The 17,272-nt window shown below is 61.8% G+C and carries 14 protein-coding genes; 7 read left to right on the top strand and 7 right to left on the bottom strand.

Annotated elements, in window-relative coordinates:
* Window positions 1–52: 52 nt before the first annotated feature.
* A complete protein-coding gene (locus CK486_RS12090) occupies window positions 53–931 on the top strand; it encodes a hypothetical protein (protein WP_095940552.1) in 879 nt (292 codons plus the stop codon).
* A 4-nt stretch (window positions 932–935) separates the two neighbouring features.
* On the opposite strand, the gene CK486_RS12085 is transcribed toward CK486_RS12090, so the two are convergent.
* The 4 genes from CK486_RS12085 to CK486_RS12065 all read right to left on the bottom strand — a co-directional run bounded on the left by CK486_RS12085 (window position 936) and on the right by CK486_RS12065 (window position 6,370).
* Window positions 936–3,662: a LuxR C-terminal-related transcriptional regulator gene (locus tag CK486_RS12085; protein WP_095940551.1), complete on the bottom strand. Its 2,727-nt coding sequence runs from the start codon at window positions 3,660–3,662 to the stop codon at window positions 936–938.
* Window positions 3,663–4,135: 473 nt separating this feature from the next.
* The gene (locus CK486_RS12075; protein WP_095940550.1) at window positions 4,136–5,410 is read right to left on the bottom strand and encodes a HAMP domain-containing sensor histidine kinase; all 1,275 of its coding nucleotides are present in this window, start codon (window positions 5,408–5,410) and stop codon (window positions 4,136–4,138) included.
* A complete protein-coding gene (locus CK486_RS12070; RefSeq protein WP_095940549.1) occupies window positions 5,400–6,086 on the bottom strand; it encodes a response regulator transcription factor in 687 nt (228 codons plus the stop codon). The genes CK486_RS12075 and CK486_RS12070 overlap by 11 nt, the downstream gene beginning before the upstream one ends.
* 59 nt (window positions 6,087–6,145) lie before the next feature.
* Window positions 6,146–6,370: a hypothetical protein gene (locus tag CK486_RS12065; protein WP_095940548.1), complete on the bottom strand. Its 225-nt coding sequence runs from the start codon at window positions 6,368–6,370 to the stop codon at window positions 6,146–6,148.
* A gap of 133 nt (window positions 6,371–6,503) precedes the next feature.
* Here CK486_RS12065 and CK486_RS12060 point away from each other — a divergent pair, with 133 nt between their 5' ends.
* The 4 genes from CK486_RS12060 (at window position 6,504) to CK486_RS12045 (ending at window position 11,263) form a co-directional block, all read left to right on the top strand.
* Window positions 6,504–7,085 (top strand): YajG family lipoprotein, encoded by a 582-nt coding sequence (locus CK486_RS12060; protein ID WP_095940547.1) that lies wholly within the window; start codon window positions 6,504–6,506, stop codon window positions 7,083–7,085.
* Window positions 7,086–7,244: 159 nt separating this feature from the next.
* Window positions 7,245–9,224, top strand: a complete 1,980-nt coding sequence (locus CK486_RS12055; RefSeq protein WP_095940546.1) for a diguanylate cyclase domain-containing protein — start codon at window positions 7,245–7,247, stop codon at window positions 9,222–9,224.
* Window positions 9,225–9,257: 33 nt separating this feature from the next.
* Complete coding sequence (gene cysZ, locus CK486_RS12050) at window positions 9,258–9,995, top strand: sulfate transporter CysZ (RefSeq protein WP_095940545.1); 738 nt, start codon at window positions 9,258–9,260, stop codon at window positions 9,993–9,995.
* 32 nt (window positions 9,996–10,027) lie between these two features.
* Window positions 10,028–11,263: a glycosyltransferase family 1 protein gene (locus CK486_RS12045; RefSeq protein WP_095940544.1), complete on the top strand. Its 1,236-nt coding sequence runs from the start codon at window positions 10,028–10,030 to the stop codon at window positions 11,261–11,263.
* A gap of 53 nt (window positions 11,264–11,316) precedes the next feature.
* Here CK486_RS12045 and CK486_RS12040 read toward each other — a convergent pair whose 3' ends face one another.
* The 3 genes from CK486_RS12040 to CK486_RS12030 form a co-directional block, all read right to left on the bottom strand.
* Complete coding sequence (locus tag CK486_RS12040; RefSeq protein ID WP_095940543.1) at window positions 11,317–12,426, bottom strand: NADH:flavin oxidoreductase; 1,110 nt, start codon at window positions 12,424–12,426, stop codon at window positions 11,317–11,319.
* A gap of 54 nt (window positions 12,427–12,480) precedes the next feature.
* Window positions 12,481–13,074, bottom strand: a complete 594-nt coding sequence (locus CK486_RS12035) for a TetR/AcrR family transcriptional regulator (protein WP_095940542.1) — start codon at window positions 13,072–13,074, stop codon at window positions 12,481–12,483.
* Window positions 13,075–13,209: 135 nt separating this feature from the next.
* Window positions 13,210–13,947 carry a nitroreductase family protein gene (locus CK486_RS12030; protein WP_095940541.1) on the bottom strand — a complete coding sequence of 246 codons (738 nt, stop codon included), beginning with the start codon at window positions 13,945–13,947 and terminating at the stop codon, window positions 13,210–13,212.
* A 259-nt stretch (window positions 13,948–14,206) separates the two neighbouring features.
* On the opposite strand from CK486_RS12030, the gene CK486_RS12025 reads away from it, so the two are divergent.
* Window positions 14,207–16,522, top strand: coding sequence for a bifunctional diguanylate cyclase/phosphodiesterase (locus CK486_RS12025; protein WP_095940540.1), 2,316 nt, complete (start codon window positions 14,207–14,209; stop codon window positions 16,520–16,522).
* 6 nt (window positions 16,523–16,528) lie between these two features.
* On the top strand, window positions 16,529–17,221 hold the full coding sequence (locus CK486_RS12020; protein ID WP_141248903.1) for a 2'-5' RNA ligase family protein: 693 nt from the start codon (window positions 16,529–16,531) through the stop codon (window positions 17,219–17,221).
* The last annotated feature ends 51 nt before the right edge of the window (window positions 17,222–17,272 follow it).

Below are 17,272 nucleotides of genomic sequence, written 5' to 3'. Positions count from 1 at the left end.
CTTCAGGGACAAGCCGTTACTCTTGCCGCGCCCCTAGTTGCGGATACCCGTCATGACCCTAACACGCCGACTGCTCTGGCCGCTGGCCATCCTTTTACTGGTCAGCAGCCGTCTGCCCGCCGCCGAGCTGTTTTATCTGGGGCAGAAGATTCCGGACATCCAGCGCCCCTGGAGCAGTGGCGACTACCGCCTGCTCATCGAGGCGCTGGACAAGATCGACAAGACCCAGGTCAACGCCCTGCCCCGGCGCAGCGGCGAGTTCACCGGGCCGATCTACCAGCGCATGACCAGCCCAGACAACTTCAAGCCACAGCTGAACATCTATGCGCCACTGGAGCTGCGTCAGAACGAGGCGCGCGAGGTGCTGTTCCAGCTCAAGGAGCTGATGCGCCTGTACTTCGACTTCAAGGCCGTGCAGCAGCCCTATGGTGCCGAAGCGCTCGGTCTGATGACCTACTCGCTGCGCCAGCAGGCCATCCTATTCACCCTCACCACCGAGTTCTGGATGACCCTGGCGGCCAGTGAGCAAGGCAGTCCGATACGTTTGAAAGGTCTTGGTGAAACCAAGGCGGCAGCGGCCATGCTGACCTCCAGCGCCATCGACTACCTCGACCTGACCAAACAGTTCGACCGAGAGGAACTGGTGCTGTACAGCGCCGAGCTGGCCAAGCAGATGCCCGACCTGTTTGTTCACCTGCCGCAACCGGTGCGGGTCGACCTGCTCACCCGTATCGAGGCCCTGAGCCGCCAGCATGCCTACAGCGAGGTACGCAGCAATATGGCCGATCTGCTGCCGGTGCTCAGCACGATTCAGGAAGATGTCAGCCGCCAGCTGGCCAAGCCCGCTCCCGGCGCGGCACCGGCCAAAGCTCTCGACCTGACGCTACCGGCCAGCGAGGAAACCCCGGCCCTGCCAGCCGGCAAACCCTGACGATTCAATCCAGCAGGCCCAGCACCTTGGCATGCGCCACGGCCTGGGTGCGCCGCTCCACACCGAGCTTGCTGTTGATGTGACGGGCATGGGTCTTGACCGTGTGCAGGGAGATGAACAGGCGCTCGCTGATTTCCTGGTTGGAGCAACCCTGAGCAATCAGACGCAGGACAGCCAGCTCGCGCGCACTGAGCGCCTCGCCTCCGGCCGGCTGAACAGCAGGCATCTCACCGGGGTTAAGCGGCAACAAGGCCTGCAGGTCACTGCGCAGGGCGCCCGGCGCCAGCAGGGCGAGTTGCTCGGCCAGCCACTGCGGCTGATGGCGCAGTAATTCCTGAAACGGCAACAGGGCACCACCAGCGGCGCCCTGCAGGGCAACCGAGAGGCTCTGCTGAGCCTCGCGCTCGCGTCCGTCGACATGCAGCAGCAGACTCAACTGAACCTGCGCCATCACCGCCAACAGCAGCGCCCCGGTATTTTGCGCATGCAGGATCAGGCCACGCAGGCGGCGCTCTGTCTCGCCCAGATTTCCCTGCAACCGCACCAGAGCCGCCTGATTCAGTGCCACATGCAAGGGCAGCTGAGGGTGGAACTCCGGCGCCGCCGCGGCCAGGTCTCCACCGTAGGTATGGGCCATGCGCTGCAGCCAGGCCTCGGCCAGCTCCAGTTGTCCCTGGTGCAGCCACAGCTCGCATTTCACCAAGGTGATCATCGCCAGATAAAACACCGGCGGAATATCCCAGATATGCATCAGCCGTTCGGCCTCGGCCAGTTCGGCGAAGCCTTCGGCCAGTTGGCCCTGACGGGCCTTGAGACTCGCCAGCACGCAGTAGCCCAGCAGCAGGCTGATATCGCGACAGGAACGGGCCTCGGCGATACCCGCCTGCAGCGCCTGGATGGCCATCTCCGGCTGCAGGCGCAGGGTCAGCAGATACCCCCGGTAGATGTTCAGGCGCGCGCGCACCGCATACAGGCGCCCGGCCGGCAGGTGCTGCAGACAGGCCAGCCCCTGCCCGACCTCCTCCTGGGCCCGCAGCACTTCACCGCGGGCCTGCAACACACGGGCACGGTCGTAATGCGCCAGCGCCTCGAACAGCGGATTGCCAATGCGCTGAGTCAGCTCCAGCGCATCGCGGTTAAGGCCACGAGCACGCCACAGATCGCCGCGCGCCACCGCCAGGTTGGCCAGGGTCGACAGGCACATCAGGCGCTGCCCGTAACGGCCTTCGGACAAGGCCGCCAGCGCGGCGGCGCAGTACTGCTCAGCCGTGCCCATATCACCACGGGCGCGGGCCACCACACCGCTCAGGGCCAGCCACTGACCCAGCAGCTCCCCCTGCTCCTGTGCCGAAGGCGCCGGCAGGAAGCGGCCGAGCTGACCGATCAGGTCCTGTGCGGCGTCCAGCTGACAGGCCAGCGCCAGCACCCAGCTGTACAGCACGATCAACCGCGGCGAGCTGGCCAGCAGGCTGTCCGGCAGGTCCATCTTCCAGCGCAGCAGCATGGCCACGTTCTGCTCGGCGAGCAGCTGCTCCTCGGAGAGGTTCTGCACCAGACTGGCCGCCACGTCCGGCTGGCCGGCCCGCAGGGCCTGCTCGATGGCATCGTCCAGCAACCCCTGACTGCTGAACCAGCGACAGGCACGCAGGTACAGGCTGGCCGGTGGCACGCTCAGGCGCTGGGTTGGGCGCGAACGCAGCAGGTCGGAAAACAGGTGGTGATAGCGAAACCACTTGCCCTGCTCATCCAGCGGCACCAGAAAGACCTGGTGCTCACGCAGGTGTTCGAGCAGGGCCGCGCTGTCATGGGCATCGCGCACGGCATCGCACAGTTCGGCGCAGAAGCGCTCCTGGCAGGCAGTTTCGTAGAGAAAGCTCTGCAATTCGGCGGGCAGCCGCTCAATCACTTCTTCCAGCAGATAGTCGCGGATCAGGCCTTCACCGCCATGGGGCAAGGCGCTACCGGGTGCCGTTCCCCCCTGCTGAGTCAGCAACCACAGGCGCAAACCGGCGACCCAGCCTTCACTGCGCGCCAGTAACCCTTCCAGCTCGCCGCGTGGCAGGCTGGCGCCCTGTTCAGCCAGCACCGCGGCACTTTCCTCAGCGGTCAGGCGCAGGTCCTGCTCGGTCAGCTTGAGCAACTGGCGTGACAGGCGCAGGCGTGCCAGATGCCAGTCGGGGCGCTGGCGGCTGGTGACCAGCAGGACCAGGCCCGCCGTCAGATGATTGAGCAGGAACTGCAGGCAGCGGTCGAGCACCGCACCCTGAGCCAGGTGATAGTCATCCAGCACCAGCAGCAGCGGCTGATCAACACGCAACTGCTCAGCCAGCTCATCGAGCAGGCTGTCCAGGCACTCTTCATAGGCAAAGGGTTGATGCCGCTGACGCAGCTTGAGCATGCCCAGCGCCTGCTCACCCAGCAGCGGAAAGCACTGGCGAAGGGTTTCCAGCAGGCGCTCGAGGAAGCGACCGGGATCACCGTCACGAGCGCTGAGCGACAGCCACAGGCTGCGCCAGGGTGTCGGCAGGTGCTCACAGAACTCACTGGCCAGGGAACTCTTGCCAAAACCGGCCGGCGCACAGATCAGCAGCAAGCGTCCGTCGAGGCCCTGCAGCAGGCGCTCGCACAAACGCGGACGCGGCACGTGGCCCGCCGGCAGCGGAGGCCGGAACGTCGCGGCAGCCGGGGTCAGGCTGGTGGGACTGACTGAGGTACGGGACAGGTCATTCATCCGCCGCACAGGTCTCTGGTTCTGGCAGAAATTGCTGCGGGCAGACTAACCAGTTGATGAGGCACAGAAAAGCCCCAAAGGCCCCAAAGGCCCCAAAGGCCCCACGCAAAGCATTTCGCGAGGGGCATAGGCACTCAACTGGAGGCGCGCATACCTTGCGACAAGCCAAACATGAGCAGCAACAGATCATCCTGGGATGGCTGAGCCGACAACGCAGGTGAACTCACAGGAGCGCTACAACGGGTCACACTGCTGACCACTTTGAGCCCCGGCTCCTGCCAGGCTGCGACAGCAGCACCCATGGTGCCCACTGACAGAACAAGAAACAAAGCTCGAGTAATTTCTAGCTTCATATCCGCAACCTCTTGAAAAAGCAGCAACACGCCTATCAGGAAAATAGTTCAGATAGGCTCCATCGCCAGCGCCAGCTGACCAATGGTTACCACTGTGCCCTGCTCTCCATGAAAAAAGCGTCAAGCCGGCAACAAGCGCACGCAGAAGCGGCAGCCGTGTGGCTGCGCTTCCGTGAGCAGCACCTGCCAGCCCTGCAAGTGACAGATACGCTGCACCAGCGACAGCCCTACCCCCTTTCCCTCGCCTCCCGCCTGGGCACCACGCTGGAAGGCCTGAAACACGGCATCCTGGAACTCTTCGGGAATACCGATGCCACTGTCCTCGACCACAAAGCCCTCGCTATTGAACGTCAGGGCGACATGGCCACTCTGCGTGTAGTGCAGGGCATTGCGCAGCAGGTTACCCAGTACGGTGCGCAGAAATGGCCCGTGATAGAGCCCCGGCGGAGTCTCAGTCGGGTCATAGTCAAAACGCAGCCCCTTGCGCTCGATCTCGCCGCGCCACTGTGCAGCAAGATCGTCGGCCACCTCACGCACGCTCTGTTGCGCGGCATGCGTCACCTGCTGGTGCTCGGCCCGCGCCAGCAGCAGGAAGGTCTGCGCCAGATCGCGCATCTCCTCGCAGGAGCGGGCAATCTTGCTCAGATGCCCCTGTTCACGCTCCCCCAGTGCGGGATTGGCCTGAAGCAGCTCACAGGACGTGGCAATCACCATCAGCGGCGTACGCAGTTCATGACTGACATCACTGGTAAACAGCCGCTCACGAGTCAGGGCCTGGCGCAGCTGCCCAAGGGTGGCATCGAAAGCCGCCGCCAGTTGCCCGACCTCGTCAGATGGAAACTGCGGCGCCAGAGCAGGAGCCTCACTGAGCTGCTGCTCACGCAAACGCACCTTGGCGGCCAGATTGATCAGCGGCGCCATGACCCGCCGCGCCATCACCACCCCGAGGGCGCAGGCCATGGCCACGCTGATCAGGAAGCCGACCAGAACCACCCCGAACAGCACATGCTCGCGCTCCTCGAAATCGCTCTGATCCTGCAAGAGGGCATAGCGGCGCCCGGCCACCTCGCGAATTACGGCGTGATAGGCCTTCGGCGGGCGAAACACCTCATGAAAGCCCTGACTGAGATTCTGCAGGTCGGCCGGCATGGCAAAATCGCCCGGGCCGCGGGAGATATAGAACAGCTGGTCACGTTCCGGACGGTGCCGCCAGCTTTCCATGCTGTCCATACGCAACAGACGGTCAAGGTCGCCGCCGAGGGTCTGGGAGATCAGCCGTTCCTCGATCATGTACACAGTGCCGACAATACCCATAGCAAAGGCACCGGCGACCAGCGTGGTCATCACCACGAAGGCAATGATGATGCGCTGAGCGAGACCTGGCTTAAACCACATCAGCTGGCTCCGCCACCAGCCGATAGCCCACACCATGCACGGTGTGCAGCAACGGCTGGGCAAAAGGCTTGTCGATCACCTGACGAAGCTGGTGGATATGGCTGCGCAGGCTGTCGCTGTCCGGGCAGTCCTCACCCCAGATGGCTTCCTCCAGCGCATCGCGGCGCACCACATTGGGACTGCGCTGCATGAGGATTTCGAGGATTTTCAGACCCAGCGGATTGAGCTTGAGAGGGCGCCCCGCACGACTGACTTCAAGGGTATCCAGGTCATAGGCGAGATCACCGACCTGCAGATTGCGCCGGTTCATGCCCTGACTACGGCGCAGCACCGCCTCAATCCGTGCGGCCAGTTCGGAAAGGGCGAAGGGCTTTAACAGGTAGTCATCGGCACCGCTGCGAAACCCCTGCAGACGGTCATCCAGGGTGTCTCGGGCGGTGAGCATGATCACCGGCGTGCTGCTGCGGGATTCTTCGCGCAGGCGCTGACACAGAGTAAAACCATCGATGCCAGGCAGCATCACATCCAGCACCAGCAAATCGAAATGCTGGCTGCTCGCCAGTTGCAGCCCACTGAGGCCATCCTGAGCGCAGTCAACGGTATAGCCCTTGAGCGTCAGGTAATCAGCCAGATTGGCCAGAATGTCGCGATTGTCTTCGACCAGCAGGATACGCATGTTCATCTCCCCCAGAGAGGGAGGCAGCATACCGCGAGAGACTTAGCGCTGGCTTAACTTCAGCTCGCCAGCAACCATGGCCGACGTGTTGGCAGGGGCCGCAATACAGCCTCCGGAGGCAACGGTTGCCCCAGCCAGAACAGGGAAAACTCACTGACCTCAACCCAGTTTCCAGCCGCCGGGCACTGCCGGGCACAGCGCATGACCAGGCAGCGCTCCTCGGCATCCAGCAGAACAAACTGGCGCCGCGGCGCCGGACGAAACAGCATCAGTAAAGCCAGCATGGGCAACACCTCCGGGAACTGCTGCCTTTATCCACCATCCAAGTGACACGCGCATGACAGCGCCGCGCACTGCCACAGCGGCGAGGCGCTCGTTATACTGCCGGCCATTTCTACCCTTCCTGGAGAGTCACGCATGCTGCACCGTCTGTTGCTCGGAGTGTTCACCGTTGCCAGCCTGAGCCTCACCGGCTGCGCCCTCAGCCCGCAACAACTGGAGCCACAGCCGCTGCTCAATGGCCCGCTGGTGGCCGTTGGTCAGGGCCAGCCGGTCTCGGTCAAGGTGGTTGATGGTCGCCCCTCCCCGGTGCTGGGCAGCCGCGGCGGCCTGTACGCCGAAACCAGCAACATCACGGTCAACGGCCAGACCTTGCTGCCGCGCCTGCAAGCCCAGGCCGACGCTGGCGTGCGTCTGCTCGGCTTTACCCCGACGCCGAATGCCTACAACGCACCGCAGATCACCCTGACCCTGGCCGAGCTGACCTATCAGTCGCCCAAGGATGGTTCCTACGTCACCGAAGCCAACATCAAGGCCGTTTTCCGCGCCGATGTGCAGAACAATGGTCGCCGCTACTCCGGCCGCTACTCGGCAAGCTTGAACCAGCGCTTCGGCATGGCGCCCAACGAAGAGACCAACAGCAAGCTGGTCAGCGATGTGCTCAGCGATGCACTGACCCGTGTTTTCAAGGACCAGAGCATCGGCCAGGCCCTGCGCTGAAACCTGTCGTGCTGAAGAAAAGCCCGCGTAAGCGGGCTTTTTTGTGCCCTTGACGCTTCGAATAGTTGAAAACAGCCAAGCCTCAGTTGACCTCGTTCGTGAGGCACTGAGATAGCTGCCTATACTCTGGTGAAGTCACTTCCGTCACGAGAGCCTGTGATGCCACTGCGTCGCCGCCTACTCATGTTGTTTCTGCCGTTGATGCTAATCAGCCTTGGCGCCGTTTGGCTGCTAAGCCAGCACTTGCTATTACAACGTTTCGACCAGTTGGATGCCGAGCAGTTGGCAGAATCTGCCAATCAACTGCACCGCGAATTGCACCAGCAAATGAGCAACCTGCTTACCCTAAGCCGTGACTGGGCCTGGTGGGATGAGAGCTACCAGTTTGTAGCGGGTCAAAATGAGGATTACATCGCCAGCAATCTCAACACCGACACTCTGGATAACCTCGGCCTGCATTTCATCCTCTTCTATGACGATCAAGGCCGTCTGTTTGAGGAACTCTGGCATTTGCCGGCTGCCGAGGAGCTTCCGGGGCTGCCGCTACCACGTCTGCACGACCCAACTCTGCTCAAGTTGCGCACACTCTCCGCACTGGCGCGTGCAGGCTTCAACAAACCGCGTCAGCAAGCCAGCGACAGCCTGACAGAATGGTTTGCCCTCGACCGTCGCCCCCTACTGGCCACCAGCACGCCGATCAGCAACTCATCAGGCCAACGGCTGCCCAATGGCAGCCTCGTAATGGGTTTCTTCATCACCCACGAGTGGAAAAAAACGCTGGAAAACCGCTTATTGCAGCAACTGCAGATAGAAGACAACCCTAGCGCGCCAGGTAATGCCTTTGTCCTCGACATCTCCGCCAAGCACCTCAATAGCATGGCCTGGCTGACACCTCGCCAGGTATCAGGCGAGCATCAGGCGACACGCTTGAGCATGGTCAACCAGCAACGCGAAGCCGCACTGACCCTCCTGCTGGATCGTTCGCGACCGATTTATCGGCAGGGCCAACAGGTAACCAACCTGTTTTTTATCGGCATGCTGCTGATTCTGGTTCTCGCCTCCTGCATTGGCTATCTGGGGCTTGAACTTTGGGTCCTGCGCCGCTTGCTACTGCTAAACCAGCAGATCGGCCAGATTGGACAGGACAACCAGCTAGACCGGCTGAGCCTGGAAGGACGCGATGAACTGGGACAACTGGCCGGCGAAATCAATCACATGCTGGAGCGTGTCGAACAGAGCGAAAGTCGCGACCTGGCAATCCTAAATAACATTCAAGATGGCTTCTTCGAACTGGACATCAACGGACGCGTACTCACAGCCAACCCTGCGCTGGAAAAAATGCTCGGTTATCCCAGTGGCGCCCTGGAAAACATGGACATGCTCCAGGCGCTCAGCCCAGAGGATGCCTCTCGCGCGCGCCAGCTATTCCGCGAGGCCATCCGTGGCGATGGGAACACGCTGCTAAGTGTGCCGTTACAGCGACGCAATGGTAGCTATGGCCACTTCGAAGGACGCTTCTCGGTCATTCACGACAGTAAAGGGACACTGCTTGGCTATCGCGGTATCGTCCGCGATGTCAGCGGCCAGGTGGCACTGCAGAATCAACTGTTGGAGCTGGCGTACCGCGACACCCTCACGGGACTGGGCAACCGCAAAGCCTTCCTGGAACAACTGAAACTGGCGCTCGACGAAGCTGACCGCCTGCACCGTTCCCTGGCCCTGTTCTACATCGATCTGGATCGTTTCAAGGAAGTTAATGATCGCTTTGGCCATGAAGCCGGTGACGAGCTACTGACACAAATTGCCGAACGCCTGCGCAATAGCCTGCGCGCCCCCGACAGGGTTTACCGCCTGGGAGGTGACGAATTCACCCTGCTCATGCCCGGCGGGACACTCGAAAGCTCCCAGCGTCTGGCAGCGAGACTACTGACCGCCCTGCACGAGCCGATCTATCTGAAACAGGTAATGGTTGATTTTGTAACCCCAAGCATCGGCATTGCCCTCTACCCGGAGCATGCCAGCGAAGCGGCAACCCTTATCAGCGCGGCAGATGCTGCCATGTACCAGGCCAAACAGCAGCGCAACCGCGCCTGTGTCTACCAGAGCGACCTACTTTCCCCTGCTGCGGAAAATCGCTAAGGTCGCCGCAGTTTTCCTGCCCCGGAGCCTGTTATGCCCCCAGTCGTCCTCAACGGCCCGCAATACCTGGCCGAAGGCCTCAAGCTGATGCTGCGCCCTGGTCTGCGCCTGTTCGTGCTGCTGCCACTGCTGGTCAACCTGCTGGTGTTTGGCGGCCTGATCATGCTCGCCGTGCAACAGTTCGGCGGCCTGCTGGACCAACTGATGAACTCGGTGCCGGACTGGCTGAGCTGGCTGAACTGGCTGCTGTGGCCGCTGTTCGTCGTGCTGCTGCTGTTCACCGTGTTCTTCACCTTCAGCCTGCTGGCCAACATCATTGCCGCGCCCTTCAACGGTTTTCTCGCCGAGAAGGTGGAAGTCGTACTGCGTGGCACGGACGACTTCCCGCCCTTCAGCCTGGCCGAACTTTCCGCCATGGTGCCCCGCACCATCGGCCGCGAGCTGCGCAAGCTCGGCTATTTCCTGCCGCGCGCGCTGGTTCTGCTGATTCTCACCTTTATCCCGGTGATCAACCTGCTAGCCATTCCGTTGTGGCTGCTGTTCGGCGTGTGGATGATGGCCATCCAGTACATCGACTACCCGGCGGACAACAACAAGCTGGGCTGGAACGAGATGCTCGCCTGGCTGCGCGAGAAGCGCTGGCAGAGCCTCGGCTTTGGCGGCTCGGTGTACCTTGCGCTGCTGGTTCCCTTTGCCAATATCCTGGTGATGCCGGCAGCGGTGGCCGGCGCTACTCTGTTCTGGGTGCGCGAGCGCCAGGCGCAGGCGTAACCGCTCGGTCATCCGCCTGACACACGGCATTCATGCCGGCAGCCAAGACTGCAGGCATGAATGCACAACCTCTGCACATCGCCCTGATCAGCGAAACCTTCCCCCCGGAAGTCAACGGCGTGGCCCACACCCTGGCGCGTCTGGTCGACGGACTGCGTCTGCGCGGCCACCGCGTAGAGCTCATTCGCCCACGCCAATCCGGCGATGCCCGCCTGCCCGCCAGTGACGATCTGCTGCTGACCCGCGGCTGGCCTATACCCGGCTACCCAGGCCTGCAATGGGGGCAGTCGGCCCTGCACAAACTGCTGCGCCGCTGGCGCCGGCAACGCCCGGATGTGCTGTACATCAGCACCGAGGGGCCGCTGGGGCTGTCCGCCCTTCGGGCCGCGCGCCGGCTGGGGATTCCGGTCGTCAGCGGCTTTCACAGCAATTTCCAGCACTACAGCGAACACTACGGCCTGGGCCTGTTCAGACGTCTGCTCGGCGCCTATCTGCGGGCTTTTCACAATCGCTGCCAGACCACCCTGGTGCCCAGCCCCAGCCAGCAGATGGAGTTGCAGCGACGCGGCTTCGAGCGCCTTTCCCTGCTCAGCCGTGGGGTCGACAGCCAGCTGTTTCACCCTAGCCGGCGCTGCCCGCAACTGCGCCGGTGCTGGGGGCTGGGCGAGCAGGACCTTGCCGTGCTGCATGTCGGTCGTCTGGCCGCGGAAAAGAACCTGAGCCTGCTTGCCGACAGCTTCCATGCCCTGCAGCTGGCTCATCCCGGCAAACGCCTGCGGCTGGTTCTGGTCGGTGACGGACCACAGCGCAAGGTGCTGGAAAAAGAGCTGCCAGACGCTGTCTTCTGCGGCCTGCAACGCGGCGAAGAGCTGGCCCGTCACTATGCTTCGGGCGATCTGTTCCTCTTCCCCAGCCTGTCGGAGACCTTCGGCAATGTGGTGCTCGAAGCCATGGCCGCAGGGCTGGCGGTGGTGGCATATGACCAGGCCGCTGCCGCCCAGCATATCCAGCACGGCCACACCGGCGCGCTAGCCATGCCCGGCGACGAAGCGGCCTTCATCGAGGCGGCCAACTGGCTGCTGGAGGACCGCGAACACCTGCGCCGGGTTCGTCTGAATGCGCGTCAGCACGCCAGCCGCCAGGGCTGGACGGCGATCATCGAACAGTTTGAGAGCTGCCTGCTCCAAGCCATGACAAGCGCCCCGCCCCTGCCGCAATCCCACTCGCTGACGCATAAAAAAACCCCGGGGCTTACGCCACGGGGCTGAAAAGCTGCAGCGGTAACGCTCCCGTAGCCGCTGCAGGGGGTACTGCGGAAAACTCAGTTCAGGCTCATGAGGGCATCGCGACTGAACGGCAGGATGTCCTGCTCGCGGCCATCGCGAACCTTCACCGCCCAGTCGGCATCGACCAGCAGGGCGCGACCCACGGCCACCAGATCAAATTCCTGCTTGTTCAGACGCTCCAGCAGATTCTCCAGGCTGGCCGGCTTCGCCACCTTGTCGGTGTTGACCATGAACTGCAGGAACTCGCCATCCAGACCGACGCTGCCCACGGTGATGGTCGGTTTACCGGTGAGCTGACGGGTCCAGCCGGCCAGGTTGAGATCGGAGCCTTCGAACTCCGGCTCCCAGAAGCGGCGGGTCGAGCAGTGGAAGATATCCACACCGGCATCAGACAGCGGCTTGAGGAAGGCGCCCAGGTCTTCGGCACTGGTCACCAGACGGGCGGTGTAGTCCTGCTGTTTCCACTGGGAGAAACGGAAGATGATCGGGAAGTCCGGGCCGACGGCGGCGCGCACGGCCTGAATCAGCTCGATGGCAAAACGCGAGCGGTTGGCCAGGCTGCCGCCGTAACCGTCGGTACGCTGGTTGCTGCCTTCCCAGAAGAACTGGTCGATCAGGTAACCGTGGGCGCCATGGATTTCCACGCCGTCCATGCCGATGGCCTGAGCGTCACGCGCGGCCTGGGCGAACGCGGCGATCACCGCATCGATATCGGCCTGGGTCATGCCGTGCACCACCACCTTGCCGTCCTTGAGCTTTTCCATCGGGCCATAGCCCGGCACGCTGGCATCCGGCTCGGTGCCCAGCTTGCGCACGTTACCCACGTGCCACAGCTGCGGAACGATCTTGCCACCTTCGGCGTGCACCGCATCCACCACCTTTTTCCAGCCGGCCAGGGCATCTTCGCCATAGAAGCGCGGCACGTTGGGATAGCCATTGGCTGCGGCGTGACCGACGGTGGTGCCTTCGGTGATGATCAGGCCGACACCGGCCGCGGCGCGGCGACGGTAGTACTCGACCACCTTGCTGTTGGGCACACCACCCGGCGAGAAAGAACGGGTCATCGGCGCCATCACCACACGGGTCGGCAACTCCAGGCTACCCAGGCGGAAAGGTTCGAACAGGGCTTTTACGGGGGCGGTCATGCGTGCTCCTCTGCCGGCCAGGCGACCGGTCGTCTCGTTAAATGGGTTAAAAAATCAGCCCTGCAGCAGACGCTGCAGGCGCACAACAAACTCTTCCACCGGGCGGATGCTGTGACCGACCTTGAGCCGGCCCAGCACACCCTGCCAGGCGCAGGTGATGAAGCTGGCCAGGTTGGCACAGTCTTCGTCCGCGGCCAGTTCGCCACAGGCCCGGGCTTCCAGCAGGCAACGCTCGAGAATCGTCAGCGACTCGGCATAGATGGCATCCACCTGAGCGCCTATGGCCGGCAGCAACTCGCTCATCTCGAAACTCAGGCTGCCGATGAAGCAGTAGTACTCCACCCGCTCCTGCTGATGAAAGTGCGCCAGCAGCTCGCGGTAATAGGCCAGAATCCGCGCACTCGGGCTCAGGGCCGGATTGCTCAGCGCCTCGGCATAGCGCTGCAGGCGTGGCCGGTAGACATACTCCAGCGCCTGCAGGGCAAAATCTTCCTTGCTGGCGAAGTAGTGATAGAACGAGCCCTTGGGAATCCCCGCGGCCTGGACAATCTCCAGCACCCCGGTGCCGTGGTAGCCGCGGCGGGTCATCACCGCCGAGCCCTTGGTCAGGATCAGGTCACGCTTGTCGAGTCGGATGCTTTTGCTCATGGTGCGAGCATATGACCGGTCGTCTCGCTCGCCCAGCACTATTGATCTGAGTGATTGAGCACCATGCCGGGGCACTTAGCCCGAGCGCCCTTCCCTTCGCCCTCATTGCGAGGGCCGGGGTGAGGGGCTCTCCCGCTACAGCCACTCGACATGCTGTTCCAGCGGAAAGCGCAGACGCGGGTTATACACCGCCTTCTCCCCCGGCTTGCCCACTGCCAGCAGCATGATCGGGATGGCCTTGCGCGGCAGGCTCAGCACCCGGCGCAGACGCACCTCGTCAAAACCTTCCATCGGACAGGTGGAGTAGCCGTGGCTCTGGAACGCCAGCATCAGGTTCTCCGCCGCCAGCGCCGTGGACTTGACCGCCCACAGACGCATCTGCGCCTGACTGTTGGGCGTGCGCATCAGCGCCCGGCGCAGCCCGAGCAGACGCACCAGCTGGCGCTTGAACAGCCCGCGCCAGCCACACCAGCCCTGGTTGTACTGAAAGGGCGCCGTCTTGCGGTAGAAGTGCCGGATGCGCTGCGGCACCTCGGCTTCCGGCCAGTACTCGACGATGTTGGCACACGCCTGACGCCAAGTATCCGGGCGGGCCAGTACGGCGATGATCAGCGGCGCTCTGGCCGCATGTTGCCCCATGCACACTGGGTGCAAGCGTGCCAGCAACGCCGGATCGCGGATCACCTGAAAGCTCCACGGCTGCAGATTGCAGGAGTTGGGCGCCAGTACCGCCAGCTCTAGGCAATCGCGGATCACCGCGTCCGGCACTGGCTCACTGGTAAAACGACGTACCGCGCGACGGCTCTCGATCAGGGCGCGCAGTTGTGCAGGAGGACAAGAAGCTGCTGACAGATCAGTAATCGGCTGGTTCATCGTCGTCTCGGTTCGTAAGGGCAAGCGTTATTTAGCGAGGAGCCTCAGCGAACACAAGCACGCCAGACAAAACAGCCGCGTTCTTGGCCGAAGCCACACCTACTGTACACAGCGTCCAGCCGATCACTGGCCTTGCTCACCCTCCAGAAGAGACTAGGCTTTGCTGAAAGGGGGAGGCACTTGCCAAGTCAGCCACAGAGCCGCCTGGCAAGCAGTTGGTCAGTGATCTGACAACTTGGCATCAGGGAGGATGTAGCCCATGCCCTTCTATCGAAGCCTGCGTAGCCGCCTGTTGCTATACCTTGCACTCATACTGCTGGTTTTCAGCGTTATCAGTTACTGGAGCACCAGTTGGTTGCTGACCCGTAACCAGCAGCAACATGAGCAACAACTTGTTGAAGCTGACCTGCGTCGCCTGCAAGCAATACTGCACAGCCAACAACAGAATCTGCTGCACAGCGTGCTCGACTACAGCCAAAGGGACGAAACGCTGCGTTTTTTCCACAACCGTGCCCCCCGTTATTTGAACAACAACTACACACGCAACTCGCTGAGCACTCTCCGGGTCGATGTGGTGCTGTTCGTTTCCAGCACTTTCCAGCTACTGGAAAGCCTACGTTTTCTGGACGGGACACTTCAGCCTATCGCCGAAAGCGATGAGCTCTGGCAGCAGATCCAGCGTTTGCTGATAAAACGCCCGCGCCAGGAAATCGAAGGGGGTCTGAAACTCCTGCTGTGGTCGCAAGGTAGTGCCGTGCAAGTCGGTATCGCCCCCATCAACGACACCGAGCCGACCAGTCCAAGCGCCGGCTGGCTGGTATTCGCTCGCTACCTGAACGCCAACCAGCTGCAACGCCTGAAAAGTGAGAGTGGTATTTCCTTCAGCTTGCAAGCCAACACCAGCTTGCTGCCGGCTAGTTCCCCCGAAACCATCGTCGCCAGCGCGCAGCTCAAGGACAGTCTTGGCGACAGCGATGTTCGTCTGCAGATTAAAAGGCCCATGCCGACTCCCGGCCATCTGGCAGTGACTGAGTATCTAGAACTGGGCAACAGTCTGCTGATGCTGCTCCTCGTTACGCTGAGCGTCGCCGTCCTCGTCGAACGCCTGATTCTTCGCCGACTGAGCCGCCTTCAGCGAGTCACTCGTCTACAGCAACCACCCGGCGGAGAAGACGTCAGCGGCGATGAGCTTGAGCAACTGTCACACACGCTGAACAGCACACTGCATGAACTCAAGCGTGCGCACCGTGAGCTGTATACCGAGGTACGCCGTGACACCCTGACCGGCCTGGGCAACCGCAAGTCTTTTGATGAGTGCCTGCTGCTGTTCCAAGCCCTGCAGCAGCGTCATGAAGGCATGCGTACAACGCTTTACCTGTTAGATCTGGACAACTTCAAACTGGTCAACGACTGCCTCGGCCACGAAGCCGGGGACCGTATCCTGCAACAAACTGCTGATCGCATCCGGAGCGTGATCCGCGTCAGCGACAGCCCCATCCGTCTGGGCGGCGACGAATTTGCCATCCTCAGCATCAGTGATTGCGATGAGATGGGCATGCAGATTTTTGCCGAACGTCTGCTTGAAGCCATCCGCCAGCCACTTTTCATCAATGGCATCCGCATAACTCTAAGCGCCTCCATGGGCATCGCCGACAGCAGTGCGGGGATGAGCCAGGACCAATTACTACGCAATGCCGACATCGCCATGTACGAAGCCAAGAACAGTGGTAAAGCTGGTCTTGCCTTCTTCTCAGCACAAATGCATGAGCACGTGCGCGAGCGTATGAGCATTGAGCAGGAGCTGCGTGAAGCCCTGGCCAATGGGCAGATTGAGGTCTGGTACCAACCGATTGTCGACTCTGGCAGCGGCTACCCGCTCATGCTTGAAGCCTTAGCCCGATGGCCGCGCCAAAGCGGCCTGTTCCCTCCAGACAAGTTCATTCCGGTAGCAGAGGAGTCTGGTCTGATCGACGAGCTGGGCCTGTATATCGCCAGAAACGCCATCAGTGCTTTACCCCGCCTGCAGGTCGTTCAGCCAGGGCTTGAGCTGAATATCAATTTATCGGTTAAGCAAATGCTGCAGGATGACCTGACAACCCGGCTCTGCAACTTGGTCGACAACGCCCATGTGCCTCGGCAACAGGTGCATTTCGAACTGACCGAAAGCGCTTTCACTGATCACCAGCAGCGCCTCGAACAACAACTGTTCAATCTGACCAGCGAAGGCTTCGACCTGCATATGGATGATTTCGGTACTGGCTACTCTTCACTGCAGCGCTTACAGAGTTTGCCCATGAGCGCGCTAAAGCTGGACAAATCCTTCACCCGGCAGCTCGGTCAGGGCGATGAACGCATCGCCCGAGTCATCCTTTCCCTGGGCGAGCAATTGCAAATGCAGGTAATCGCCGAGGGAGTGGAAACCGAAACGGAGCGGCGACGTCTGCAAGATCTGGGCTGCCCATTGATGCAGGGCTTCCTGTTCGCCAAGCCAATGCCCGAACAGGAACTTATTGCCTGGCTGACCCTGCAACAGCCCAAAGCAAGAGCAGCAATCGGCATCAGCCGCGCCAGTTGACTGGCTGTGGCCGACGTGCGCCTGCTATGGTGCCGCACCAAAAGAATGACCTTCTTAGACACCATGCTGTTTTCTGCCCCTTTGCTGGCACCCAGCGAAACCCTGGCCTGCCCACCACATGTACCTCCAGACTGGCACAAAGGCCGTCAGGACTATGCCGTGTGGCTGCTGGAGATTGAACAGAATGACGTCCAGCAACGGCTACAGCAGGCCCGGAGCCATCTCGACACCTGGCTGATGGACAGCGAGCGCCAGGCCCACATCACACTGGCGATTGCGGGCTTCCTGGTCGAGCAGCCCCGCTATAACGATGACGCCTGCCCGCAACAACTGGCAGCACAGTGTCGAAAACTCCGCGAACAACCGCCACAGGCCTTATCACTAAAGATTGGTGGTCTGGACAGTTTTGCCAGTGCCGCCTTCCTTGAGGTTGGCGACCCGCAGCAGCATCTGCCTGGTTTGCGCCAACGATTGGCCCATGGAGATGACTTTCGGGACAGCCCCTACCTGCCTCATCTGACTGTGGGTCTGTACCGAAAACGTTTACAGGCTGCGCAGGTACAGGCGAAGTTACGCAGCTTTCCCAGCACAGAGCCGCTGCACCTCTACTGCAAAAGCATCAGCCTGTGCCGTTATCGCGCTGACAGGGTACAAGGGCCGCTGCACTGTATTGAGCGGTTTCCACTCTGCCCCGGCTAAAGCTCACTCGCGAGCAGCCGATTGACTAAGCTCAAGAGTGAGTCAGCCCCT

Origin of the sequence: Pseudomonas sp. HAR-UPW-AIA-41 (assembly GCF_002304225.1) — a bacterium.
Lineage (GTDB): Bacteria > Pseudomonadota > Gammaproteobacteria > Pseudomonadales > Pseudomonadaceae > Aquipseudomonas.
The sequence above is the reverse complement of the archived record's forward strand: the minus strand, read 5'-3'. Positions and strand labels throughout refer to the sequence as shown.